We start from the raw sequence: 17,424 nt of genomic DNA on the forward strand, positions 1-17,424 counted from the left end.
CGCGCCCGCGCGATGGCCTGACCGGAGAACAATGACATGGGCCTCGGAATGCAGATCGCCTGCCTCGGCTTCGCGGGCTCGAGCGCGATCGAGCGCGAAGCGGGCGCCGAACTCGTGCGGCTTGCGGGCGTCGCGAAAGACATCGTCGATTGCAGGCTCACGATCAAGGCGTCGCTCGATCGCGCGGGACGCACCGTCTTCGACGCGCAACTGGTTCTGCTCACGCGCGATTCCGAGCAGGTCACGGTGCAACGCAGCACACACGCCGACGTGAACGCGGCGCTGCGTCATACATTCGATGACGCCGTTCAGTTGCTGCTTCAGCGCGGCGCGCCGGACGCGATTTGATCCAGATCAATACGCGCTCCGAAACCGTGGCCAAGACTAAGTGGATATGCGCTGCGCCGGCTCGCGTCGCATCAACGTTCCACGAGGTATCGGCATGATCGTTACGTTTCCGAGTCAGCCGCCCGTCTATCAGGGCGATGTCCCTTCGCTCACTTTCGCCGCCTTCGCGGACGGTGAGCCGATCGAGTGCACCATTTCGGCCGAAGCGCTGGAGGATCACTTCGGCGCGGCGTCGTGGCGTGAGGAAGATCTGCAGCAGGCGTTCGAGAGCCATCGCTCGTCGATAGAAGGCGCCGCCGAACATGTGCTGAGCCGCGTCGGCGGCACGTCGGTGATGCTGCGCAGCGGATTTTTCCGCTTTCGCGAAGCGCGCGCTCAGACTGCTTCGAGCCGCGCCTGATCGAGGATCCGCACGTCCTTGCCGCGCGCGTCGATCACGCCGGCCTTTTGCAGCCGCGAGAACATGCGGCTGACCGTTTCGATCTTCAGCCCGAGATAGCTGCCGATTTCCTCGCGCGTCATGCGCAGCACGAATTGCGCGGGCGAATAGCCGCGCGCCTTCATGCGCGTCGACAGATTGAGCAGGAAGGCCGCGACGCGCTGCTCCGCCGTCATCGTGCCGAGCAGCATCATCAGATTGGATTCGCGCACGATCTCGCCGCACATCATGCGATGAACGTGATGCTGCACCGCCTTCACTTCGCGGCACAGCAATTCGAGCAGATCGAACGGAACGATGCAGACGACGCTGTCTTCCAGCGCGATGGCGTCGCACGCGTGGCGGTCGGTGCTCACGCCGTCGAACCCGAGGGGCTCGGCCGCCAGATGAAAGCCCGTGACCTGCTCGTGTCCTTCGCGATGCATGACGACGGTCTTGAAGCAGCCGCTGCGCAGCGCATAGAGACTCTGGAAGGGATCGCCGCTGCGGAAAAGCGTTTCGCCGCGCCGCACGAAGCGCGTCGAGCTGATCATCGCGTCGAGACGCTGATAATCGACCGGCGACAAGCCGGACGGCATGCAGATGCGCTTCATCGAACACGTCGAGCAACGCGTGCTCGGCGGCTTCGCGTCGGCGTGCATGCCGGGACTGTCTGCGCTCGCGGAAATCATGCTGCGCCTCCTGTCGAACCGGATCGCGCATCGACGCGCGATCCCGCATGTCACCTGTCCAATTATGGAGTGCGCTGTCTCGAAAAAATGTCGGTGCTGGCTGATCGTGCCGTAGGCATTCGGGAAGACGTGTAGGGAAATGCCGACACGCGCCGCTTCGATTCAGGCGCTGTCGTCGTCGAAAAGCTGATGGCGCACCGCGTAGCGCACGAGCGCGGCTTCGTGGGGAATCTGCATTTTTTCGAGGATGCGCGCCTTGTAGGTGCTGATGGTCTTCGCGCTCACGCACAACGCCTCGCCGATATCGCTGATGGATTCGCCCGCGCACAGCCGCCGGAACACTTCGAACTCGCGGTTCGACAATCGCTGATGCGGTAGCGCATCGTCAGGTTCGGTGAGGCTTTGCGCGAAGCGTTCGGCCATCGCGAGGCTCACGTACGCGCCGCCCGACGCGACCTTGGCGACCGCCGCGACCAACTCCGCGCTCGCGCTTTCCTTCGTCAGATAGCCCGACGCGCCGGCCTTGAACGCGCGCGCGGCGTATTGCTGCTCGGCGTGCATCGTGAGCACGAGAATGCGCAGCGCGGGCTTTTCGTCCTTGATCTGCTTGAGCAGGTCGAGGCCGCTGCGGCCGGGCATCGACAGATCGAGCACGAGCACGTCCGCCTCCGTTGCGCGCACGAGCGCGAGCGTGCCCGGGCCGTCGCTCGCTTCGCCGGCGACCTCGAAGCCGTGCGCGTTCGCGAGGATATGGCGCAGGCCGTCGCGCACGAGCGCGTGGTCATCGGCGATCAGGACTTTCGTCGTCATGGATTCGGTTCTTCCGTTTCGCGGCCCGGCACCAGCAGAACGGGACACCGCGACAGCCGCGCGAAACCTTCCGCGACGCTGCCGAGCACGATCCGCCGCAAGCCGCGCCGCCCGTGCGTGCCCATGACGACGAGATCGGCGCGGAAATCGTCGGCGCAATGACGGATGCGCTGCGGGATGTCATCGCCGAGATACTCGACTTCGCACACGCGCGGCGTGCCCTTCACGCCCGCTTGCGTCATGCGCTCCGTGGCCGTCGCAGCGAGCCGCCGGCCTTCCTCCAGCAATGCGTCGCGCAGGCCGGGATAGAACGCGCTCGTGGCGTCGTAGGAAACGGGCTGCATGTCGACGACGAAGAGCGGCTGAATTTGCGCCGCGCTCGCGCTTGCGATCCTGATCGCCTCATCGAGGGCGTGGAGGGAAGTCGGGCTGCCGTCGATGGGCACGAGAATGCGGTTGTACATGACGATCTCCTGATCCGGTGTGTTGGCGCGTCGCGGGTGTGCGATCGAGTCTACGGACGGCGTATGCAAAACGGTTGACGCAAGTCAAGGAACGGACCGGTCATCGGCGGGGCGATGAAGCGGAATGTCCACGACGACGCGAAAGCCTTCGCCCGGCGCGCTGCGAAACTCGATGACGCCGCCCAGTTGCCGCACGCGCTCGCCCATGCCGAGCAGGCCGAACGTGCCCGCCGCGCGCGGCCGTTCGATCTCCGCGCCGCGGCCGTCATCCTCGATCGTCAGCGTGCAGCGCGCATACGCGCAGCCGATCGCGATGCGAACTTCCGATGCCCGCGCGTGGCGCACGACGTTCGTCAGCGCTTCCTGCACGAGCCGGAAGAGCGACGTGGACGCAGTCGCCTCGAAGCCGTCCTCGTCGCCTTCGATATCCAGATGGATCGTCAGATCGTAGCGGCGGCGGTAATCGCAAACGAGCCAGTCGATTGCGGCGAAAAGGCCGAGATCGTCGAGCACGGGCGGACGCAGGCCCGCCGCGATGCGTCGCAGCGAACCGATGATCATGTCGATTTGCGTGAGCGCCTGCTGTTTGAAGCGCGCGTTCGGCGCGGTGCTGTCGAGAATCGACAACTGCATTTTGAGCGCGGCAAGCTGCTGGCCGAGATCGTCGTGCAACTCGCGGGCAATCGACGCGCGCTCGTTTTCCAGCGCCGTCTGTACGTGCGCGGAGAGCTCGCGCGCATGCTGCAGTTCCGTGAGCCGCAAGCGGTCGGTCATGTCGCGCGTGACTTTGGCGAAGCCGATCAGACTACCCGACGGATCGTGCAACGCGGTGATGACGACGTTCGCCCAGAAGCGGCTGCCGTCTTTGCGGATGCGCCAGCCTTCGTCCTCGACGCGGCCCACGCGCGCCGCCGTCGAGAGGGCGTTGTGCGGCTTGCGCGCGGCGATATCGTCGCCCGGATAGAAGACGGAAAAATGACGGCCGACGATATCGCTCGCGTCATAGCCCTTGATCCGCCGCGCGCCGTTGTTCCAGGTCGCGACGTGGCCGTGCGCGTCGAGCAGGAAGATCGCGTAGTCCTCGACCGCTTCGACCAGCAGACGGAAAGGTGCGTCCGTCAGCAGCGAAGGCGTGTTGCCGGGTTCGGTCGCGGAGCAGTCGGTCATCGTTGCAACGGGCGGATGCGCTTGCAACGTCGACGCGTTGCGGCGCTATTGCTTCATCATCTGAAAGGGCGGCAAGGGCAGCTCGTCGCCGTCGAGAAACGCGGTCGCGCAGCGCACCGCGAAGCCGAGCGCGCCGTCCTTGCTTGCGAATGCGCCGAGATTGCCGAGCGAGGTGGCATGGCCGTCCTCTTCGAGAATCGACGCGGTCGCGACGAACGCGTTGCCTACACGGGTGGCGGAGGGCTTAAAAGCCGCTCCCCGATGATAGATGATCATAGATTTGACCGGTGGAGATGATCGAAAGGCTTATGCGGCAGGCATGCCGCGGCGTGAGAGCGAATGCGCGCGGATCAGCGCGGATCAGCGCGGGTTCTGCACTGACTGTCGATAGTCGATCTCGGCCATGCCGTAAGCGAACGCGTAGCGCACCGCGCCCGTTTCGCTGGCGAATTCGCCGAGCATTCCGCTCGAACGGCGCGTGCCGTCCGGTTCTCGCACGATGAGCATCGCCGCGTATCTGTCCTGCTCCGGGACGGCGGTCGCGCTCAGTACGTGCCCTTTGTAGATCACGTCGTCGGGTCGATTCATTGCTCTCTCAGGTTCTAATGTTTTGCCGGCGTGGCAATTCTGACGTTTGCCTACATTCCGTAAGCAGTAAGCCTAACCGTTCAATTTTTGTCGCTTAATCCGATTTAAGCTTTTTTACTTTTCCCATGCAAATGCTTAAGTCCGACCAATCGGGCGGGCATCGGGTCGCGCCTCTGCGCATCGCGTTGAACAGTCTCGATATCGACTTCGCCGCAACGACGTACATCGCGCCGGAGAGCCCCGAATCGGAGCGCATCAGCAGATCGGCTGCGAAAAGCGCCGCGATCGCGACGAGCGGGTGGCACATCACCTGAGCGGTCAAGCGTTTCATCTGCGTCTCACCTCGAAAACATCTGTCGAAATCGGGCAAGACCGCACAGTGCTGCGATAGCGATACGAATCGGGTCCCGTCCTGAGCCTTACTGTGCCTTTAACGTCCGCTTGCAGTCCTGCCCGCACGTCCGCGCTGGCTGCCCGATCGTCCGGGTTTTTTTCCGCTGTCTGCGAATTCGTGAGACGCATACATACAGCCCGCCGACCGTTCCGCCAAAGCCTAGCGTTCAGCCGACCGTCGTCCACTTTTTTAAGCCGTTGCAGACAATAATCGCGACTGCACCGGGGCCGGCCCCTCCTGAACGGAGATCGCAGATGAAAGGGCATTTATCGGTTGGCGTGATCGCAGTCGCTATCGCAGCAATCATCGGTGGATGCAGCGGAGGAAGCTCCTCCGATCCGTCCTCGACATCCGGCGGCTCCGCGTCGGCATCCGGTCCCGCGTCGGCGTCGAGCCCAGCGTCGGCATCCAGTCCTTCGGCCGCATCGTCGGCAAACGGCGCGAGCTCGCCCGCGAGCGCAAGCGCTCCCGCGACGAACTCGCCGTCCGCATCGACTCCGATGGATGTCACCACGTATCACAACGACATCCGCCGCACCGCGCAGCAGCTCGCCGAGACCCGGCTCACGCTCGCCAGCGTGAAGTCGTCCACGTTCGGCAAGCTCGGCTTCTATGCCGTCGATGGCGCCGTCGATGCGCAACCGCTCTTTCTCGCCAACGTGCCGATCGCGGGCGGCACGCATAACGTGCTGTACGTCGCGACCGAGAACGCGACCCTCTACGCGTTCGATGCCGACACCGGCGCCGTGCTCTGGCAAGTCTCGACGCTCGGCGCGGGCGAAGTGCCGAGCGACGATCACGGCTGCGACCAGACCACGCCGAAAATCGGCATCACGGCGACGCCGGTCATCGACCGCTCGCGCGGGCCCAACGGCGTGATCTATGTCGTCGGCATGTCGAAGGACAGCGGCGGCGCGTATCACCAGCGCATCCACGCCATCGACATCGCAACGGGCGGCGAACTGTTCGGCGGCCCGACCGAAATCACCGGCTCGTATCCCGGCACCGGATCGGGCAGCGTGAACGGCGTCGTGCCGTTCACGCCGGGCCAGTACATCGAGCGCGCGTCGCTGCTGCTGCTGAACGGCGTCGTCTATACGGCGTGGAGCTCGCATTGCGACACGCTGCCGTATACCGGCTGGCTCATCGGCTACAGCGCGGACACGCTCAAGCAGACGGGCATCCTCAACGTCACGCCGAACGGCGAGATGGGCGGCATCTGGATGGGCGGCGCGGGCCTGGCATCGGACGGCACGTCGATCTATTTCCTCGACGGCAACGGCACGTTCGACGCGACCATCAACGCGCAGGACATGCCGATCAGGAACAACTTCGGCAACGGCTTCCTCAAGGTCACGCCGAGCGCGACGTTCGCGCTTCAGGTCAACGATTACTTCGAGCCGTCGAACACCGTGGTGGAATCGAACCAGGATCTGGATCTCGGCTCGGGCGGCGTGCTCGTGCTGCCCGATGTCATCGACATCAACGGCAACGTGCAGCATCTCGCGATAGGCGGCGGCAAGACGCGCGTCCTCTACGTCGTGAACCGCGATTCGATGGGCAAGTTCGATTCGAACGCGGATCACATCTATCAGCCGCTTTACTCGACGATCACCGGTCCGATGTTCACCGCGCCGGCGTTCTACAACAACACGATCTACGTCGGCCCGGCGGGCGATCATCTGAAGGCGCTGCCAGTCGTCAACGCGATGGTCGCGACAAGCGCATCGAGCCAGACGACGAGTCCCGCGGGCAACTGGAATTTTCCGGGCCTCGCGCCGGTCATTTCCGCGAATGGCAATACCGACGGCATCGTATGGGGCGTCGAGAACACCACGCCGACCGCCGTGCTGCATGCCTACGACGCGAGCAATCTCGCGATCGAGCTTTACAACAGCAATCAGGCGGGCACGCGCGATCAGTTCGGCAACAACAAGTTCATCTCGCCGACGGTCGCGAACGGCAAGGTCTACGTCGGCACAAAGACGGGCGTGATGGTGTTCGGTCTGCTCGGCGGATGACTGGCGCGGGTCGGGGCCGCATCGATATAAGATCGCGTTACCTTCGCGTTACCTCGACCCATGGAGCTTCCGATGCAACTGACCCGTCTTCTCGTTCCGACGTTCGTGCAGACGTTGAAGAACCTGTCGGCGTGGCTCGATAAAGCCGCTGCATTTCAGCACGAGAAAGGCGCGAATCCCGACGCGCTGATGACCTTGCGTCTCGCGCCCGACATGTTTCCGCTCGCCGCGCAAGTGCGCTTCGTGTGCTTTCAGGCACAGGAACCGGTGTACCGGCTGCGCGGCGAAGACCTGCCGCAGACAGTGCTGCGCGTGCGGAAAGAAGGCGCGCATTCGAACGAAGCGCCGGGCACGTTCGCCGATGCGCAAGCCTGCATCGCCGATGCGATCGCATTGCTCTCGAACCTCACTTCCGATGCGCTCGACGCCGGAACCGGCGAGCCGATCGCGCTCGATCTGCCGAACGGCATCGTCTTCGACATGACCGGCGAGCAATACGCGCGCGACTGGTCGCTGCCGCAGTTCTATTTCCACGCGATGACCGCTTACGCGATCCTGCGCAACCACGGCGTGCCGCTCGGCAAGCCGGATTACGTGGCGCACATGTTCTCGTATATCCGGCCCGGCACGCTGCCCCAATCGGGCTGAATCCGCGCGACTTCGGCACAATGCTTGCGCAGACACGAACTACGACCTTGCGCCATGCGACCCGCCGACCCGAACGTTTCTCCCGCCCTCGAATGCCGCCGCCTGACGAAAACCTACGGCAGCGGCCGCATCGTGCTCGACGCGCTCGACTTCGCGCTCGGCGCGGGCGAGTTCGTCGCGATCATGGGCGACTCGGGCGTCGGCAAATCGACGCTGCTCAATCTGATCGCGGGCCTCGACACCGCCGATAGCGGCGACGTGCTGATCGACGGCGCATCGATCTCGACGCTTCCCGACGACGCCGCCACGCGCCTGCGCCGGCAAAAGCTCGGCTTCGTGTTCCAGGCGTTTCACGTCCTGCCGCATCTGACGCTGTATCAGAACGTCGCGGTGCCGCTGCTGCTGAACGGCATGCCGCCCGCGCCCGCGCGCGCCATGCTCGCGGCGGTCGGCCTCGACGGACGCGGCGATGACATGCCGCGCCAGCTTTCCGGCGGCGAGTTGCAGCGCGTGGCGATTGCGCGCGCGCTGGTGCATCGGCCGCGCCTCATTCTCGCCGATGAACCCACCGGCAATCTCGATCCGCAGACCGCGCACGAAGTGCTCGAATTGCTGCGCGCCGAAACCAAGGCGACGCGCGCCGCGACGGTGATGGTCACGCATTCCGAAGCGGCGGCCGCGTTCGCGGATCGCGTCGTGATTCTGCGCGACGGCGCCTTGCACGCCGCGACGCTCGCCCGATGAGCGATATCGCCGCCGGAAGCGGATTCGTCGACACGCTCACGCGCTGGCTGCTCGGCGCGCAATGGCGCAGCCATCGCGGACGCGCGCTCGTCGCCATGCTGACGATCGCGCTCGGCGTCGGGCTCGGTTATGCGGTGCAGCTCATCAACGGCGCGGCGTTCAACGAGTTTTCCGCCGCCGCGCGCAGCCTTTCCGGTCAAGCCGACTTGCAAGTGCGCGGCGCGCAGCCTTTCATCGACGAGAACGTTTATCCGCGGCTCGCGACGCGCGCGGGCGTGGCCGCCGCGAGTCCGGTGCTCGAACTCGATGTCGCCGTGCCCGGCAAGAACGCGCCGCTCAAGGTGCTCGGCATCGACGTGTTCCGCGCGAAGCGCATCGCGCCGGACCTGACCGGCGTGCCCTCGCCGGAAGCATCGTTCGATGTTCTCGCCGATGACGCGATCTTTCTTTCGCCCGCCGCGCTCGCCTGGCTCGCCGCGCGCGATGGCGGACGCATCGAATTGCAAAGCGGCACGTCGCCGGTGACGTTGCGCGTCGCGGGCGGCATCGCGCGAACGCGTCCCGGCCAGCGCATCGCGGTGATGGATATCGCCGCCGTGCAGAACCGCTTCGGCATGGCGGGCAAGCTATCGCGCGTGGATGTGCAACTCGCGCGCGGCGTCGATCGCGATGCGTTCCGCGAGACGCTGCAACGCGAACTCGGCGCGCGGCTCGTCGTGACCGGCACGCAGGATATCGAGAGCCGGACGGACCGGCTGTCGCGCGCGTATCGCATCAATATGAACGTGCTCGCGCTCGTCGCGCTGTTTACCGGCGCGTTTCTCGTGTTCTCGACGCAAGCCGCGGGCGTCGTGCGCCGTCGCGCGCAATTCGCGATGCTGCGCGTGCTCGGCATGACGCGCGCATCGCTCGTGCGGCAGATCATGCTCGAAGGCGCGCTGCTCGGCGTGGTGGGCGGCGTGCTCGGCATCGCGCTCGGCTTCACGGTCGCGGCGCTCGCGTTGCGCTTTTTCGGCAGCGATCTCGGCGGCGGATATTTTCCGGGCGTCGAGCCGCGCGTCGTCTTCGATCCGCTAGCGAGCGCGATCTTTCTCGCGCTGGGCATCGGCGTCGCGCTCGCGGGCACGCTCGTTCCCGCGCTCGAAGCGGCGCGCGCCCGGCCCGCGCCCGCGTTGAAGGCGGGCAGCGAAGAAGCCGCGCTCGCACCGCTCGGCACGCCGTGGCCCGCGCTCGCGTGCCTCGCGGCAGGCGCGGCGCTGACGCAGGCGCCGCCCGTTTTCGATGCGCCCATCGGCGGTTATCTCGCCGTCGCGCTGCTGCTCGTCGGCGGCATCGCGCTGATGCCGCGTGTCACGGCAATCGTGTTCCGCCGCGCGATGAAACCGCGCAACGCCGTCGCGACGCTCGCGCTCGCGCGTCTCGCGAATGCGCCCGGGCAGGCATCGATCGCGATGGGCGGCGTGCTGTCGAGCTTCACGCTGATCGTCGCGATGGCGATCATGGTGACGAGCTTTCGCGTGTCCGTCGAAGACTGGCTCGCGCATCTGCTGTCGGCGGATCTTTATGTGCGGATCGCATCGAGCGGCGACACGGGCGGCTTGCAGCCCGATCAGCAAACGCAGATCGCAGCAGTCGATGGCGTCGCGCACGCGGCGTTCACGCGCGCGACGAAGCTGACGCTCGATCCCGCGAAGCCGCCGGTCGCGCTGATCGCGCGCGAGCTCGACGCCGCCGATCCCGGCGCGACGTTGCAGATGACCGGCGATGCGTTGCCGCCATCCGCGTGGCGCGCGGGCGAAACGCCGGTCTGGGCCTCGGAAGCGATGGCCGATCTGTATGGCTATCGCGTGGGCGAGCGCGTGAGCTTGCCCGTCGGCGGCGCGGGCGAGCGCTTCGTCGTCGCGGGCATATGGCGCGACTACGTGCGGCAGACGGGCGCGCTGCAAATGCGTATCGCGGACTATCGGCGGCTGACCGGCGACACGGCCGCCACCGACATCGCCATTACGTTGCGCGCGGGTTCGGGCGCGGCGCAGGTCATCGACGCGATCAAAAAGCTGCCCTTCGGCGGCGCGCTCGAATTCTCGCAACCGGGCGAGATCCGCGCGCGCACGCTGACCATTTTCGACCGCAGTTTCGCCGTGACGTATCTGCTCGAAGCGGTCGCGATCGTCATCGGGCTGTTCGGCGTCGGCGCGACGTTTTCGATGCAGACGCTCGCGCGCTCGCGCGAATTCGGCATGCTGCGGCACGTCGGCGTGACGCGCGCGCAGATTCTCGGGCTGCTCGCTTCGGAAGCGGGCTGGCTCACGCTGCTCGGCATCGCGATGGGCTGCGTGCTCGGCTTCGCGATCAGCCTGATTCTCGTGTTCGTCGTGAATCCGCAGTCGTTTCACTGGAGCATGTCGCTGCACATTCCGTCGACGATGATCGCGGCGATCGCGTGCGTGATGATGGTGTCGTCGTGCGCGACGGCGGTGCTGTCGGGCCGGCGCGCCGTGTCGGTCGATGCGGTGCGCGCCGTGCGGGAGGACTGGTGATGCGCGCGCTGCTTTTCGCGTTGATGCTCATGTCGATGACCGCATTCGCCGGCGAGCCGAAGTTCGCGCCCGTCGTGCCCGGCCACGTCATCGACTGGCCGAAGGACAGCGGCGCGCATCCGCCGTATCGCACGGAATGGTGGTACGCGACCGGCTGGCTCGAGACGGCGGAGCACCAGCCGCTCGGGTTTCAGATCACGTTCTTTCGCTCGAACACCGGCAAGAAGCACGGCAAGAGCGCGTTCGATCCGTCGCAACTCGTCATCGCGCATGCGGCGTTGTCCGATCCCGCGTACGGGCGGCTCGCGCACGATCAGAACATCGCGCGGCAGGGCTTCGGTCTGGCGTACGCGAAGGAAGGCAACACCGACGTCAAGCTCGACACATGGCGCATGTCGCGCGCGGCGGACGGCAGCTACACGGTCATCGCCGATGCCGCCGGATTCGCGCTCCATCTCACCTTCACGCCGACGCAGCCGCCGATGTTCCAAGGCGAAGGCGGCTACTCGCGCAAAGGGCCTTCGACGGAGCAGGCGAGCTATTACTACAGCGAGCCGCAGCTCAAGGTGACGGGCAGCGTCGTGCGGCCATCGGCATCGGGGAAGGAGAGCGCGAGCGTCGCCGTGACGGGCCGTGCCTGGCTCGACCACGAATGGTCGAGCACGTTGCTGCCATCCGATGCGGCCGGCTGGGACTGGCTCGGCGCGAATCTCGACGACGGCTCCGCGCTGATGGCCTTCAAGGTCCGCGCCCGCGACGGCCATTCGGTCTGGGCGCACGCCGCTTTGCGCGATCGCGACGGCCGCACCCGACAATTCGGCCCCGGCGATGTGGAATTCACGCCCGAGCGCGAGTGGCGCTCGCCACGCACGAACACGACGTATCCGGTGGCGATGAACCTGCGCGTCGGCGGAATGCGCTGGCGGCTGACTCCGCTCATCGACGATCAGGAACTCGACTCGCGCGATTCGACCGGCGCGCTGTACTGGGAAGGCGCGGTCACGCTCGACGGCGACGGCGGAAAAGGACGCGGATATCTCGAACTGACGGGATACGCAAAGACGATCGAGATCGAAAAGCGGTGAAGTGGCGGCATCCTCGTGCAACTGTAGCGAAACTTCGTACAAAAGCGTAAAAAGGGGCAGCTTAAGCTTCGTTTAAGAAAAGTCTCATAGTCTCGCTCGACACGCCTCCGCCGTCTCGCCTTTCCATGTCAGCGCGCCTTTTTGTCCAAAGATCCCCGACGATTTACCCGCTTTCGCGGCAGATCGAATGACGCGCGCGTTTTCCCGACGCTCGCGGCCCGCGCCGCGCCTTCTGATCCCTCGACCGATGCGCCCAAAGCGCGCGTCGCTCGATCCGCCTCCGCCGATGCCTTTATCTTCTTCCAACGCCTTGCCCGGCAAGGCAGGCCGACTGCTTTTCACTTGCGCGATCGGTTCCATCTGTACGGTCGTGATCTGCAACGCGCTGCATCGTCCGACCGCGCCTTCGGCCGATAAGGACTACACGCCCGCCGTATCGCTGCCCCAACGCGCCGCGCCGAAAACGCCGCCCGCGCCGACACGCACCACTGAAAGCGCGACCGTCGACGAGACGTTCTCCGATGCCGCGCAAAGCCTCGGCATCGACCAAGGGACGATCGCGACGCTCACCGAAGCGTTCGCGAGCAACGTCGACATGCGGCGCGATCTCAGAAAGGGCGACACGCTCAGCGTGGTCTATGACCGTCCGCAAGGCAGCGCAACCGCCGATGACCCGCCACTCGCCGTGCGTCTGACGACCGGATCGTCATCGCACGACGTGTTCCTTTATCGCGATCCGAACGGCGAAACGCGCTATTACGCGAAGGACGGCAAGAGCACAAAACCCGCGTTCTCGCGCTATCCGGTTGCGTTCACGCGGGTATCGTCGGACTTCTCGCTGCGAAGGTTCGATCCGGTCGTGCATCGCTGGCAAAGTCACGACGGCGTCGATCTCGCCGCGCCCATCGGGACGCCGGTGCACGCGACGGCGCAGGGCAAGGTGACGTTTGTCGGCAGGCAGACGGGTTACGGCAAGGTCGTCATGCTGGAAAATCCGCCGCCGTATTCGACCGTCTACGCGCATCTTTCGCGTTTCGCGAAAGGCATCAGGACTGGCGGAACGGTGCAGCGCGGGCAGGTGATCGGCTATGTCGGCGAAACGGGTTGGGCGACCGGACCGCATCTGCACTACGAAGTGCACGTCGATGACGTCGCGATGGATCCGCTCACCGTCGATCTTCCCGGCGACGATCGTCTGCACGGCGAAGAACGCCAGCGATTCGCGAGGGAAGCGGAAGCGCTGAGCGCCGAGCTCAACGGCTGACGTTCAGACGGCGAGACCGGCCGATTCCCGCACGCCCGCCAGAACGCGGCGGCTCTTGCCTGCGCGCTTGGCTTCGTAGAGCGCGTTGTCGGCGTCGCGCAGCACGCCGTCGAGTTCGTCGTGATGATGATCGAACATCGCGACGCCGATGCTCACGCCGATCTCCAGCATCGCGCCGGCATCGGTGACGAAGGGCTTCGACAACTCGCGCACGATGACATCCGCGAGCGCGAGCGGATCGGCCTGCGGCGGCGTGACGATCACGAACTCGTCGCCGCCGAGCCGCGCGACCAGCGATCCTTCGCCCGACAGATGCCGCAAACGGCGCGCGACCAGCGCGAGCAGCGTATCGCCGATTTCGTGGCCGTGGGCGTCGTTGATGGCCTTGAAGCCGTCGAGATCGAGATAGAGCAGGGCGGTGTGCTCTGGCGCGCTCGACCGGACCGCCCGGAAAAGACCCGCGCGGTTGAGGAGCCCGGTCAGTTCGTCGTGGCGCGCGCGGCGATCGTTTTCCTGTTCGGCTTTCATCGTGGAGACGAGCATGCCGTTCAGACGCCACGCGGCGGCGCTCATCGCAAAAAGATAAAACGGGATTTGCAAAAGCGTGAGCCAGAGCGTCGGCTCGCCCGAGAGCACCGCGCCGATGCAGCACGGCCCGAGCGACAAAAAGATCATCACCGCGACGAGACGCGGCGCGCCGAAATTGCGGAAGCAGATGCCGCCGACCATCGCGGCGGCGGACAGAAACGACAGCGTCGCGGCGACCCAGTCGCCCGACAGCACGGAGACCAGCGCGCCGTAGCCGACGGTTGCGCCCCAAAGCGGCGCGAGAAGCACGTAGGTATCCGTCAGCGTCGATTTGCGCTCGCGCGCGCGGCGTCGCGCGACGACGAGCACGACGAGCCGCACGAGACACACGGCGATTTCGAGCGCGAGCCAGATGTGGAAAGCGGGCGTCGGATGGCGGCCGTCCAGCACCCACGCGACGGCGACCGTGTTCAGCACGCCGCCCGCGAATATCGGCAGCGTGCCGAACAGGCTTCCGACGAGGGCGACGCGGATCGCGCGGGGAATGTCGGCTCCCGCGTGCAGCAACCACGTCGCCGCACGTCCGCGCGGCAGGGTGAACACCTCAGTTTGTTGTTCCATATCGGGCTTTTCGCGTCACGGTCGGGCCGGACCACACTGCGGATAACGGTCGTTCGCATCGAAACTTTAGTAGGCCACCGCTTAACAACGGCGTGCAATCGGTTGGGAACAGGCGATAAAAAATAGTTATTCGCGGCGTGTTCTTGACTTTTTGTCCGCTTCGCGCGCGCCCATATCCGCTCGGGGAATCCGTCCGAATCGCGCGAAACCTTACGACCTGCTGTCATGTAGGGCTTTATTGAGAACGATTCGCGTTTACGTTAGCTTCGCGACTCCTACGGAAGTGGAGCACGATTTATGGCTTACATGCACATACAGCCGGCATCGTCGAAGCGTTCTTCGACCTCGCCGCCGCCTTCGAATCTGCCTCTCGATGCTTACTGGCATCGGCGCGAACCCGCCGTCGCGCGTCCGGCGCCGCCCGAGCGCGAAGCCACCGGGCGCAGCCTGCTCGATCTCGCCATCGCCAACCGGCAGATGCTCGTGAACATGGCGCGCGGCGTCGTCGGTTGCGCGAGCCGTGCCGAGGACGTGGTGCATGACGTCTTCGTCAGTCTCATCGACTTGCCGCAGCAGGACGCCGTGCGTCAGCCGATGGGCTACATCGCGCGCATGGTGCGCAATGCGTCGATCGACGCGTGCAGGCGGCAAAGCCTCGAAAACATCTATCGCGCGGACGAGGAGGACGGCCTCGACGTGCCCTCGCACGAACTCTCGCCCGAAGCGCGCGCGCAGGCCCGCGATACGCTGCACCGCGTCTGCGATGCGCTCGCGCAGTTGCCCGAGCGCAATCGCGCCGCCTTCGAAATGGTGCGGCTGCGCGACGAGACGCTGCAAAGCGCGGCGCGCGCGCTGAACGTCTCGCAGACGCTCGTGCACTTCATGGTGCGCGACGCCCAGCAGCATTGCGCCGCTTGCGTCGACGCGCGCGAACGCAATGTCGCGTGTCCGGCGTTCGTCGGCGGTAAAAAAGCGCGCCGCTCATCCGTCTAGTCGATATAGGCCAACTCGCAGAGAGAGACATCACCATGTCGCAACAGCAGAACCACGCAGCCGACGATCTCGTCTACACGGTCGTCATCAACGACGAAGAGCAGTATTCGATCTGGCCGACGTTCCGCGACGTGCCCGCGGGCTGGCGCGAAGCCGGCAAGCGCGGCGCGAAGGCCGATTGCCTCGCGTACATCGAACAGGTCTGGACCGACATGCGCCCCGCGAGCCTGCGCCGTCACATGGACGCCATCGCCACACAAGCCCGCGCGAGCCTGAACTGATGAGCGCGCTCTCCGTGACCGCGCCCGCGCTCGCCGATCTGCGGATCGAGCCGGGCTTGCCGGTCGTCGTATCGCCGCGCGCGGGCGTCGATCTGTCGCTCGCCGATGCCGCGCCGCTGCTGCATTCGATCGTCGCGGAATCGCTCGAACGCGCGGGCGGCGTGCGCTTCACCGGCTTTCCCGTCGAGTCGATCGAGGCGTTCCAGCAATTCGCCGCGTCGTTCGGCGATCCGCTGATCGGCTACGAATTCGCCTCGACGCCGCGCAGCCAGGTCGAGGGCGCGGTGTACACGTCGACGGAATATCCGCCGCATCGCTCGATTCCGCTGCACAACGAGCAGTCGTACACGCGCGAATGGCCGATGCGCATCTGGTTCCACTGCGCGCTCGCGGCGCGTGCGGGCGGTGCGACGCCGATCGCCGACAGCCGCGCGGTGTATCGCGCGCTCGGTCCGGCGCTCGTCGAACGCTTCGCGAAGCGCGAGCTGCTGTACGTGCGCAACTTCGGGCAAGGACTCGATCTGCCGTGGCAGAACGCGTTCGGCACGGAAAATCCGCGCGAGGTCGAGCGCATCTGCGCGGCGCGCGGGATTGCGTGCGCGTGGCGCGACAGCGACGACGGCGAACTGCTGCTGCGCACGGAAGAGCGTTGTCAGGCGGTCGCGCGGCATCCGCGCACGGGCGACATGGTCTGGTTCAATCAGGCGAATCTCTTTCATCTTTCCGCGCTCGACGACGACATGCAGGAAGCGCTCGTCGATGCCGTCGGATTGGAAAACGTGCCGCGCAACGTCTTTTACGGCGACGGCGCGCCGCTCGAAGCCGATGCGCTCGCCGAGATCCGCGCGGTGCTCGACGAAAAGCGCATCGCATTTCCGTGGCTCACCGGCGACGTGCTGATGCTCGACAACATGCTGACCGCGCACGCGCGCGATCCGTTCGAAGGACCGCGCCGCGTCGTCGTGGCGATGGCGCAGAGTTACCGCGAGGCGCGATGACATTGTCCGTGGCGCTGCGCGCGCGTTCGTTGACGGTCGCCTATCGCGACGACGTCGTGCTGGAAAACCTCGACATCGATATCGCCGAAGGGCGCGTCACCGCGTTATGCGGACCGAACGGCTGCGGCAAGAGCACGTTGTTGCGCACGCTCGCCGGTTTGCAGGCGGCGCGCGCGGGATCGGTCGACGTGAACGGCAAGCCGCTCGCATCGATGCGCCGCCGCGCGCTCGCCCGCACGCTCACCATGCTCGCGCAGTTCAATCAGATTCCGGCGGGACTCACGGTGCGCGAACTCGTCGCCTACGGACGCTACGCGCACGGCGGCTGGATGCGCGGTCTCACGCGCGCGGACCACGCGGCGATCGATGCGGCGCTCGACGCGAGCGGACTCGTCGACGATGCCGCGCGCGATGTCGCCGCGCTTTCCGGCGGCGAGCGTCAGCGTGCGTGGATCGCGATGGCGCTCGCGCAGGAAGCGCCGATCGTGCTGCTCGACGAGCCGACGACGTACCTCGACATCCATCATCAGCTCGACATCCTGCGGGAATTGCGGCGGCTCAATCGCGAGCGCGGACTCACGATCGTCTGGGTGCTGCACGACCTGAATCAGGCGGCGGCGTTCTCCGACGAAATCGTGCTGATGCGCGCGGGGCGTATCGTCGCGCAAGGCTCGCCCGAAGCGATGATCGATCCGCGTCATTTGCTGGAGACTTTCGGCGTTCGCATGCTGCGCGTCACGCATCCGCAGACGGGCGCGCCGATGTGCGTGCCCGCTTACGATGGCGTCGAAGAACGGAGCATCGCCGCATGACGACGCTC

21 protein-coding genes are annotated in these 17,424 nt (G+C 65.8%); 13 read left to right on the forward strand and 8 right to left on the reverse strand.

Features of this window, described 5'->3' with window-relative positions; translation table 11 throughout:
- The first annotated feature begins 36 nt into the window (after window positions 1-36).
- Window positions 37-348, forward strand: coding sequence for a hypothetical protein (locus tag QCE58_RS18935; protein WP_250522218.1), 312 nt, complete (start codon window positions 37-39; stop codon window positions 346-348).
- Between the two features lie 94 nt (window positions 349-442).
- Window positions 443-748: a DUF1488 domain-containing protein gene (locus QCE58_RS18940; RefSeq protein ID WP_008347608.1), complete on the forward strand. Its 306-nt coding sequence runs from the start codon at window positions 443-445 to the stop codon at window positions 746-748.
- Here the strand turns inward: QCE58_RS18940 and fnr are convergent.
- From fnr to QCE58_RS18970, 6 genes are all read right to left on the reverse strand, one after another.
- Entirely contained in the window at window positions 724-1,458 is a 735-nt protein-coding gene (gene fnr / locus QCE58_RS18945; RefSeq protein WP_250522219.1) for a fumarate/nitrate reduction transcriptional regulator Fnr, read from the reverse strand. The two genes, QCE58_RS18940 and fnr, sit on opposite strands and share 25 nt — an antisense overlap.
- Before the next feature lie 162 nt (window positions 1,459-1,620).
- Window positions 1,621-2,268: a response regulator transcription factor gene (locus tag QCE58_RS18950; RefSeq protein WP_008347611.1), complete on the reverse strand. Its 648-nt coding sequence runs from the start codon at window positions 2,266-2,268 to the stop codon at window positions 1,621-1,623.
- On the reverse strand, window positions 2,265-2,732 hold the full coding sequence (locus QCE58_RS18955) for a universal stress protein (protein WP_008347612.1): 468 nt from the start codon (window positions 2,730-2,732) through the stop codon (window positions 2,265-2,267). Before QCE58_RS18955 ends, QCE58_RS18950 begins: the two co-directional genes overlap by 4 nt.
- Before the next feature lie 84 nt (window positions 2,733-2,816).
- On the reverse strand, window positions 2,817-3,899 hold the full coding sequence (locus tag QCE58_RS18960) for a PAS domain S-box protein (protein WP_250522220.1): 1,083 nt from the start codon (window positions 3,897-3,899) through the stop codon (window positions 2,817-2,819).
- Window positions 3,900-3,944: 45 nt separating this feature from the next.
- Entirely contained in the window at window positions 3,945-4,175 is a 231-nt protein-coding gene (locus QCE58_RS18965; RefSeq protein ID WP_008347614.1) for a hypothetical protein, read from the reverse strand.
- 84 nt (window positions 4,176-4,259) lie between these two features.
- Window positions 4,260-4,487, reverse strand: coding sequence for a hypothetical protein (locus QCE58_RS18970; protein WP_008347615.1), 228 nt, complete (start codon window positions 4,485-4,487; stop codon window positions 4,260-4,262).
- Between the two features lie 131 nt (window positions 4,488-4,618).
- Between QCE58_RS18970 and QCE58_RS18975 the strand changes: the two genes are divergently transcribed.
- A complete protein-coding gene (locus QCE58_RS18975) occupies window positions 4,619-4,801 on the forward strand; it encodes a hypothetical protein (RefSeq protein WP_250522221.1) in 183 nt (60 codons plus the stop codon).
- Window positions 4,802-5,047: 246 nt separating this feature from the next.
- Here the strand turns inward: QCE58_RS18975 and QCE58_RS18980 are convergent, their stop codons facing one another.
- On the reverse strand, window positions 5,048-5,395 hold the full coding sequence (locus QCE58_RS18980; RefSeq protein ID WP_250522222.1) for a hypothetical protein: 348 nt from the start codon (window positions 5,393-5,395) through the stop codon (window positions 5,048-5,050).
- Here QCE58_RS18980 and QCE58_RS18985 point away from each other — a divergent pair.
- The 6 genes from QCE58_RS18985 (at window position 5,382) to QCE58_RS19010 (ending at window position 13,183) form a co-directional block, all read left to right on the forward strand.
- The gene (locus QCE58_RS18985) at window positions 5,382-6,902 is read left to right on the forward strand and encodes a PQQ-binding-like beta-propeller repeat protein (protein WP_250522223.1); all 1,521 of its coding nucleotides are present in this window, start codon (window positions 5,382-5,384) and stop codon (window positions 6,900-6,902) included. The two genes, QCE58_RS18980 and QCE58_RS18985, sit on opposite strands and share 14 nt — an antisense overlap.
- A gap of 72 nt (window positions 6,903-6,974) precedes the next feature.
- Entirely contained in the window at window positions 6,975-7,550 is a 576-nt protein-coding gene (locus QCE58_RS18990) for a DUF1993 family protein (RefSeq protein ID WP_008347619.1), read from the forward strand.
- A 54-nt stretch (window positions 7,551-7,604) separates the two neighbouring features.
- Entirely contained in the window at window positions 7,605-8,294 is a 690-nt protein-coding gene (locus tag QCE58_RS18995) for an ABC transporter ATP-binding protein (RefSeq protein ID WP_008347621.1), read from the forward strand.
- Window positions 8,291-10,834 carry an FtsX-like permease family protein gene (locus QCE58_RS19000; RefSeq protein WP_250522224.1) on the forward strand — a complete coding sequence of 848 codons (2,544 nt, stop codon included), beginning with the start codon at window positions 8,291-8,293 and terminating at the stop codon, window positions 10,832-10,834. The genes QCE58_RS18995 and QCE58_RS19000 overlap by 4 nt, the downstream gene beginning before the upstream one ends.
- Window positions 10,834-11,919 carry a lipocalin-like domain-containing protein gene (locus QCE58_RS19005; RefSeq protein WP_250522225.1) on the forward strand — a complete coding sequence of 362 codons (1,086 nt, stop codon included), beginning with the start codon at window positions 10,834-10,836 and terminating at the stop codon, window positions 11,917-11,919. Before QCE58_RS19000 ends, QCE58_RS19005 begins: the two co-directional genes overlap by 1 nt.
- A gap of 286 nt (window positions 11,920-12,205) precedes the next feature.
- Window positions 12,206-13,183, forward strand: a complete 978-nt coding sequence (locus tag QCE58_RS19010) for a M23 family metallopeptidase (protein WP_081851927.1) — start codon at window positions 12,206-12,208, stop codon at window positions 13,181-13,183.
- 3 nt (window positions 13,184-13,186) lie between these two features.
- Here the strand turns inward: QCE58_RS19010 and QCE58_RS19015 are convergent, their stop codons facing one another.
- Window positions 13,187-14,332 carry a GGDEF domain-containing protein gene (locus tag QCE58_RS19015; protein ID WP_250522226.1) on the reverse strand — a complete coding sequence of 382 codons (1,146 nt, stop codon included), beginning with the start codon at window positions 14,330-14,332 and terminating at the stop codon, window positions 13,187-13,189.
- Window positions 14,333-14,629: 297 nt separating this feature from the next.
- On the opposite strand from QCE58_RS19015, the gene QCE58_RS19020 reads away from it, so the two are divergent.
- Genes QCE58_RS19020 through QCE58_RS19035 form a run of 4 tightly spaced genes read left to right on the forward strand, consistent with a single transcriptional unit; the run spans window position 14,630 to window position 17,416 of the window.
- Window positions 14,630-15,325 (forward strand): RNA polymerase factor sigma-70, encoded by a 696-nt coding sequence (locus tag QCE58_RS19020; protein ID WP_250522227.1) that lies wholly within the window; start codon window positions 14,630-14,632, stop codon window positions 15,323-15,325.
- A 35-nt stretch (window positions 15,326-15,360) separates the two neighbouring features.
- Window positions 15,361-15,606: an MbtH family NRPS accessory protein gene (locus tag QCE58_RS19025; RefSeq protein WP_008347630.1), complete on the forward strand. Its 246-nt coding sequence runs from the start codon at window positions 15,361-15,363 to the stop codon at window positions 15,604-15,606.
- Complete coding sequence (locus QCE58_RS19030) at window positions 15,606-16,604, forward strand: TauD/TfdA family dioxygenase (protein WP_250522228.1); 999 nt, start codon at window positions 15,606-15,608, stop codon at window positions 16,602-16,604. The genes QCE58_RS19025 and QCE58_RS19030 overlap by 1 nt, the downstream gene beginning before the upstream one ends.
- Entirely contained in the window at window positions 16,601-17,416 is an 816-nt protein-coding gene (locus QCE58_RS19035; protein ID WP_008347635.1) for an ABC transporter ATP-binding protein, read from the forward strand. Before QCE58_RS19030 ends, QCE58_RS19035 begins: the two co-directional genes overlap by 4 nt.
- Window positions 17,417-17,424 lie beyond the last annotated feature (8 nt).

Source organism: Caballeronia sp. LZ028 (assembly GCF_031451415.1).
Classification (GTDB): domain Bacteria; phylum Pseudomonadota; class Gammaproteobacteria; order Burkholderiales; family Burkholderiaceae; genus Caballeronia; species Caballeronia zhejiangensis.

Bases quoted from the DNA above. Each gene is read 5' to 3' on its own strand.
- QCE58_RS18935 (WP_250522218.1), top strand. From the start codon at position 37: ATGGGCCTCGGAATGCAGATCGCCTGCCTCGGCTTCGCGGGCTCGAGC.
- QCE58_RS18940 (WP_008347608.1), top strand. From the start codon at position 443: ATGATCGTTACGTTTCCGAGTCAGCCGCCCGTCTATCAGGGCGATGTC.
- fnr (WP_250522219.1), bottom strand. From the start codon at position 1,458: ATGATTTCCGCGAGCGCAGACAGTCCCGGCATGCACGCCGACGCGAAG.
- QCE58_RS18950 (WP_008347611.1), bottom strand. From the start codon at position 2,268: ATGACGACGAAAGTCCTGATCGCCGATGACCACGCGCTCGTGCGCGAC.
- QCE58_RS18955 (WP_008347612.1), bottom strand. From the start codon at position 2,732: ATGTACAACCGCATTCTCGTGCCCATCGACGGCAGCCCGACTTCCCTC.
- QCE58_RS18960 (WP_250522220.1), bottom strand. From the start codon at position 3,899: ATGACCGACTGCTCCGCGACCGAACCCGGCAACACGCCTTCGCTGCTG.
- QCE58_RS18965 (WP_008347614.1), bottom strand. From the start codon at position 4,175: ATGATCATCTATCATCGGGGAGCGGCTTTTAAGCCCTCCGCCACCCGT.
- QCE58_RS18970 (WP_008347615.1), bottom strand. From the start codon at position 4,487: ATGAATCGACCCGACGACGTGATCTACAAAGGGCACGTACTGAGCGCG.
- QCE58_RS18975 (WP_250522221.1), top strand. From the start codon at position 4,619: ATGCTTAAGTCCGACCAATCGGGCGGGCATCGGGTCGCGCCTCTGCGC.
- QCE58_RS18985 (WP_250522223.1), top strand. From the start codon at position 5,382: ATGGATGTCACCACGTATCACAACGACATCCGCCGCACCGCGCAGCAG.
- QCE58_RS18990 (WP_008347619.1), top strand. From the start codon at position 6,975: ATGCAACTGACCCGTCTTCTCGTTCCGACGTTCGTGCAGACGTTGAAG.
- QCE58_RS18995 (WP_008347621.1), top strand. From the start codon at position 7,605: ATGCGACCCGCCGACCCGAACGTTTCTCCCGCCCTCGAATGCCGCCGC.
- QCE58_RS19000 (WP_250522224.1), top strand. From the start codon at position 8,291: ATGAGCGATATCGCCGCCGGAAGCGGATTCGTCGACACGCTCACGCGC.
- QCE58_RS19005 (WP_250522225.1), top strand. From the start codon at position 10,834: ATGCGCGCGCTGCTTTTCGCGTTGATGCTCATGTCGATGACCGCATTC.
- QCE58_RS19010 (WP_081851927.1), top strand. From the start codon at position 12,206: ATGCCTTTATCTTCTTCCAACGCCTTGCCCGGCAAGGCAGGCCGACTG.
- QCE58_RS19015 (WP_250522226.1), bottom strand. From the start codon at position 14,332: ATGGAACAACAAACTGAGGTGTTCACCCTGCCGCGCGGACGTGCGGCG.
- QCE58_RS19020 (WP_250522227.1), top strand. From the start codon at position 14,630: ATGGCTTACATGCACATACAGCCGGCATCGTCGAAGCGTTCTTCGACC.
- QCE58_RS19025 (WP_008347630.1), top strand. From the start codon at position 15,361: ATGTCGCAACAGCAGAACCACGCAGCCGACGATCTCGTCTACACGGTC.
- QCE58_RS19030 (WP_250522228.1), top strand. From the start codon at position 15,606: ATGAGCGCGCTCTCCGTGACCGCGCCCGCGCTCGCCGATCTGCGGATC.
- QCE58_RS19035 (WP_008347635.1), top strand. From the start codon at position 16,601: ATGACATTGTCCGTGGCGCTGCGCGCGCGTTCGTTGACGGTCGCCTAT.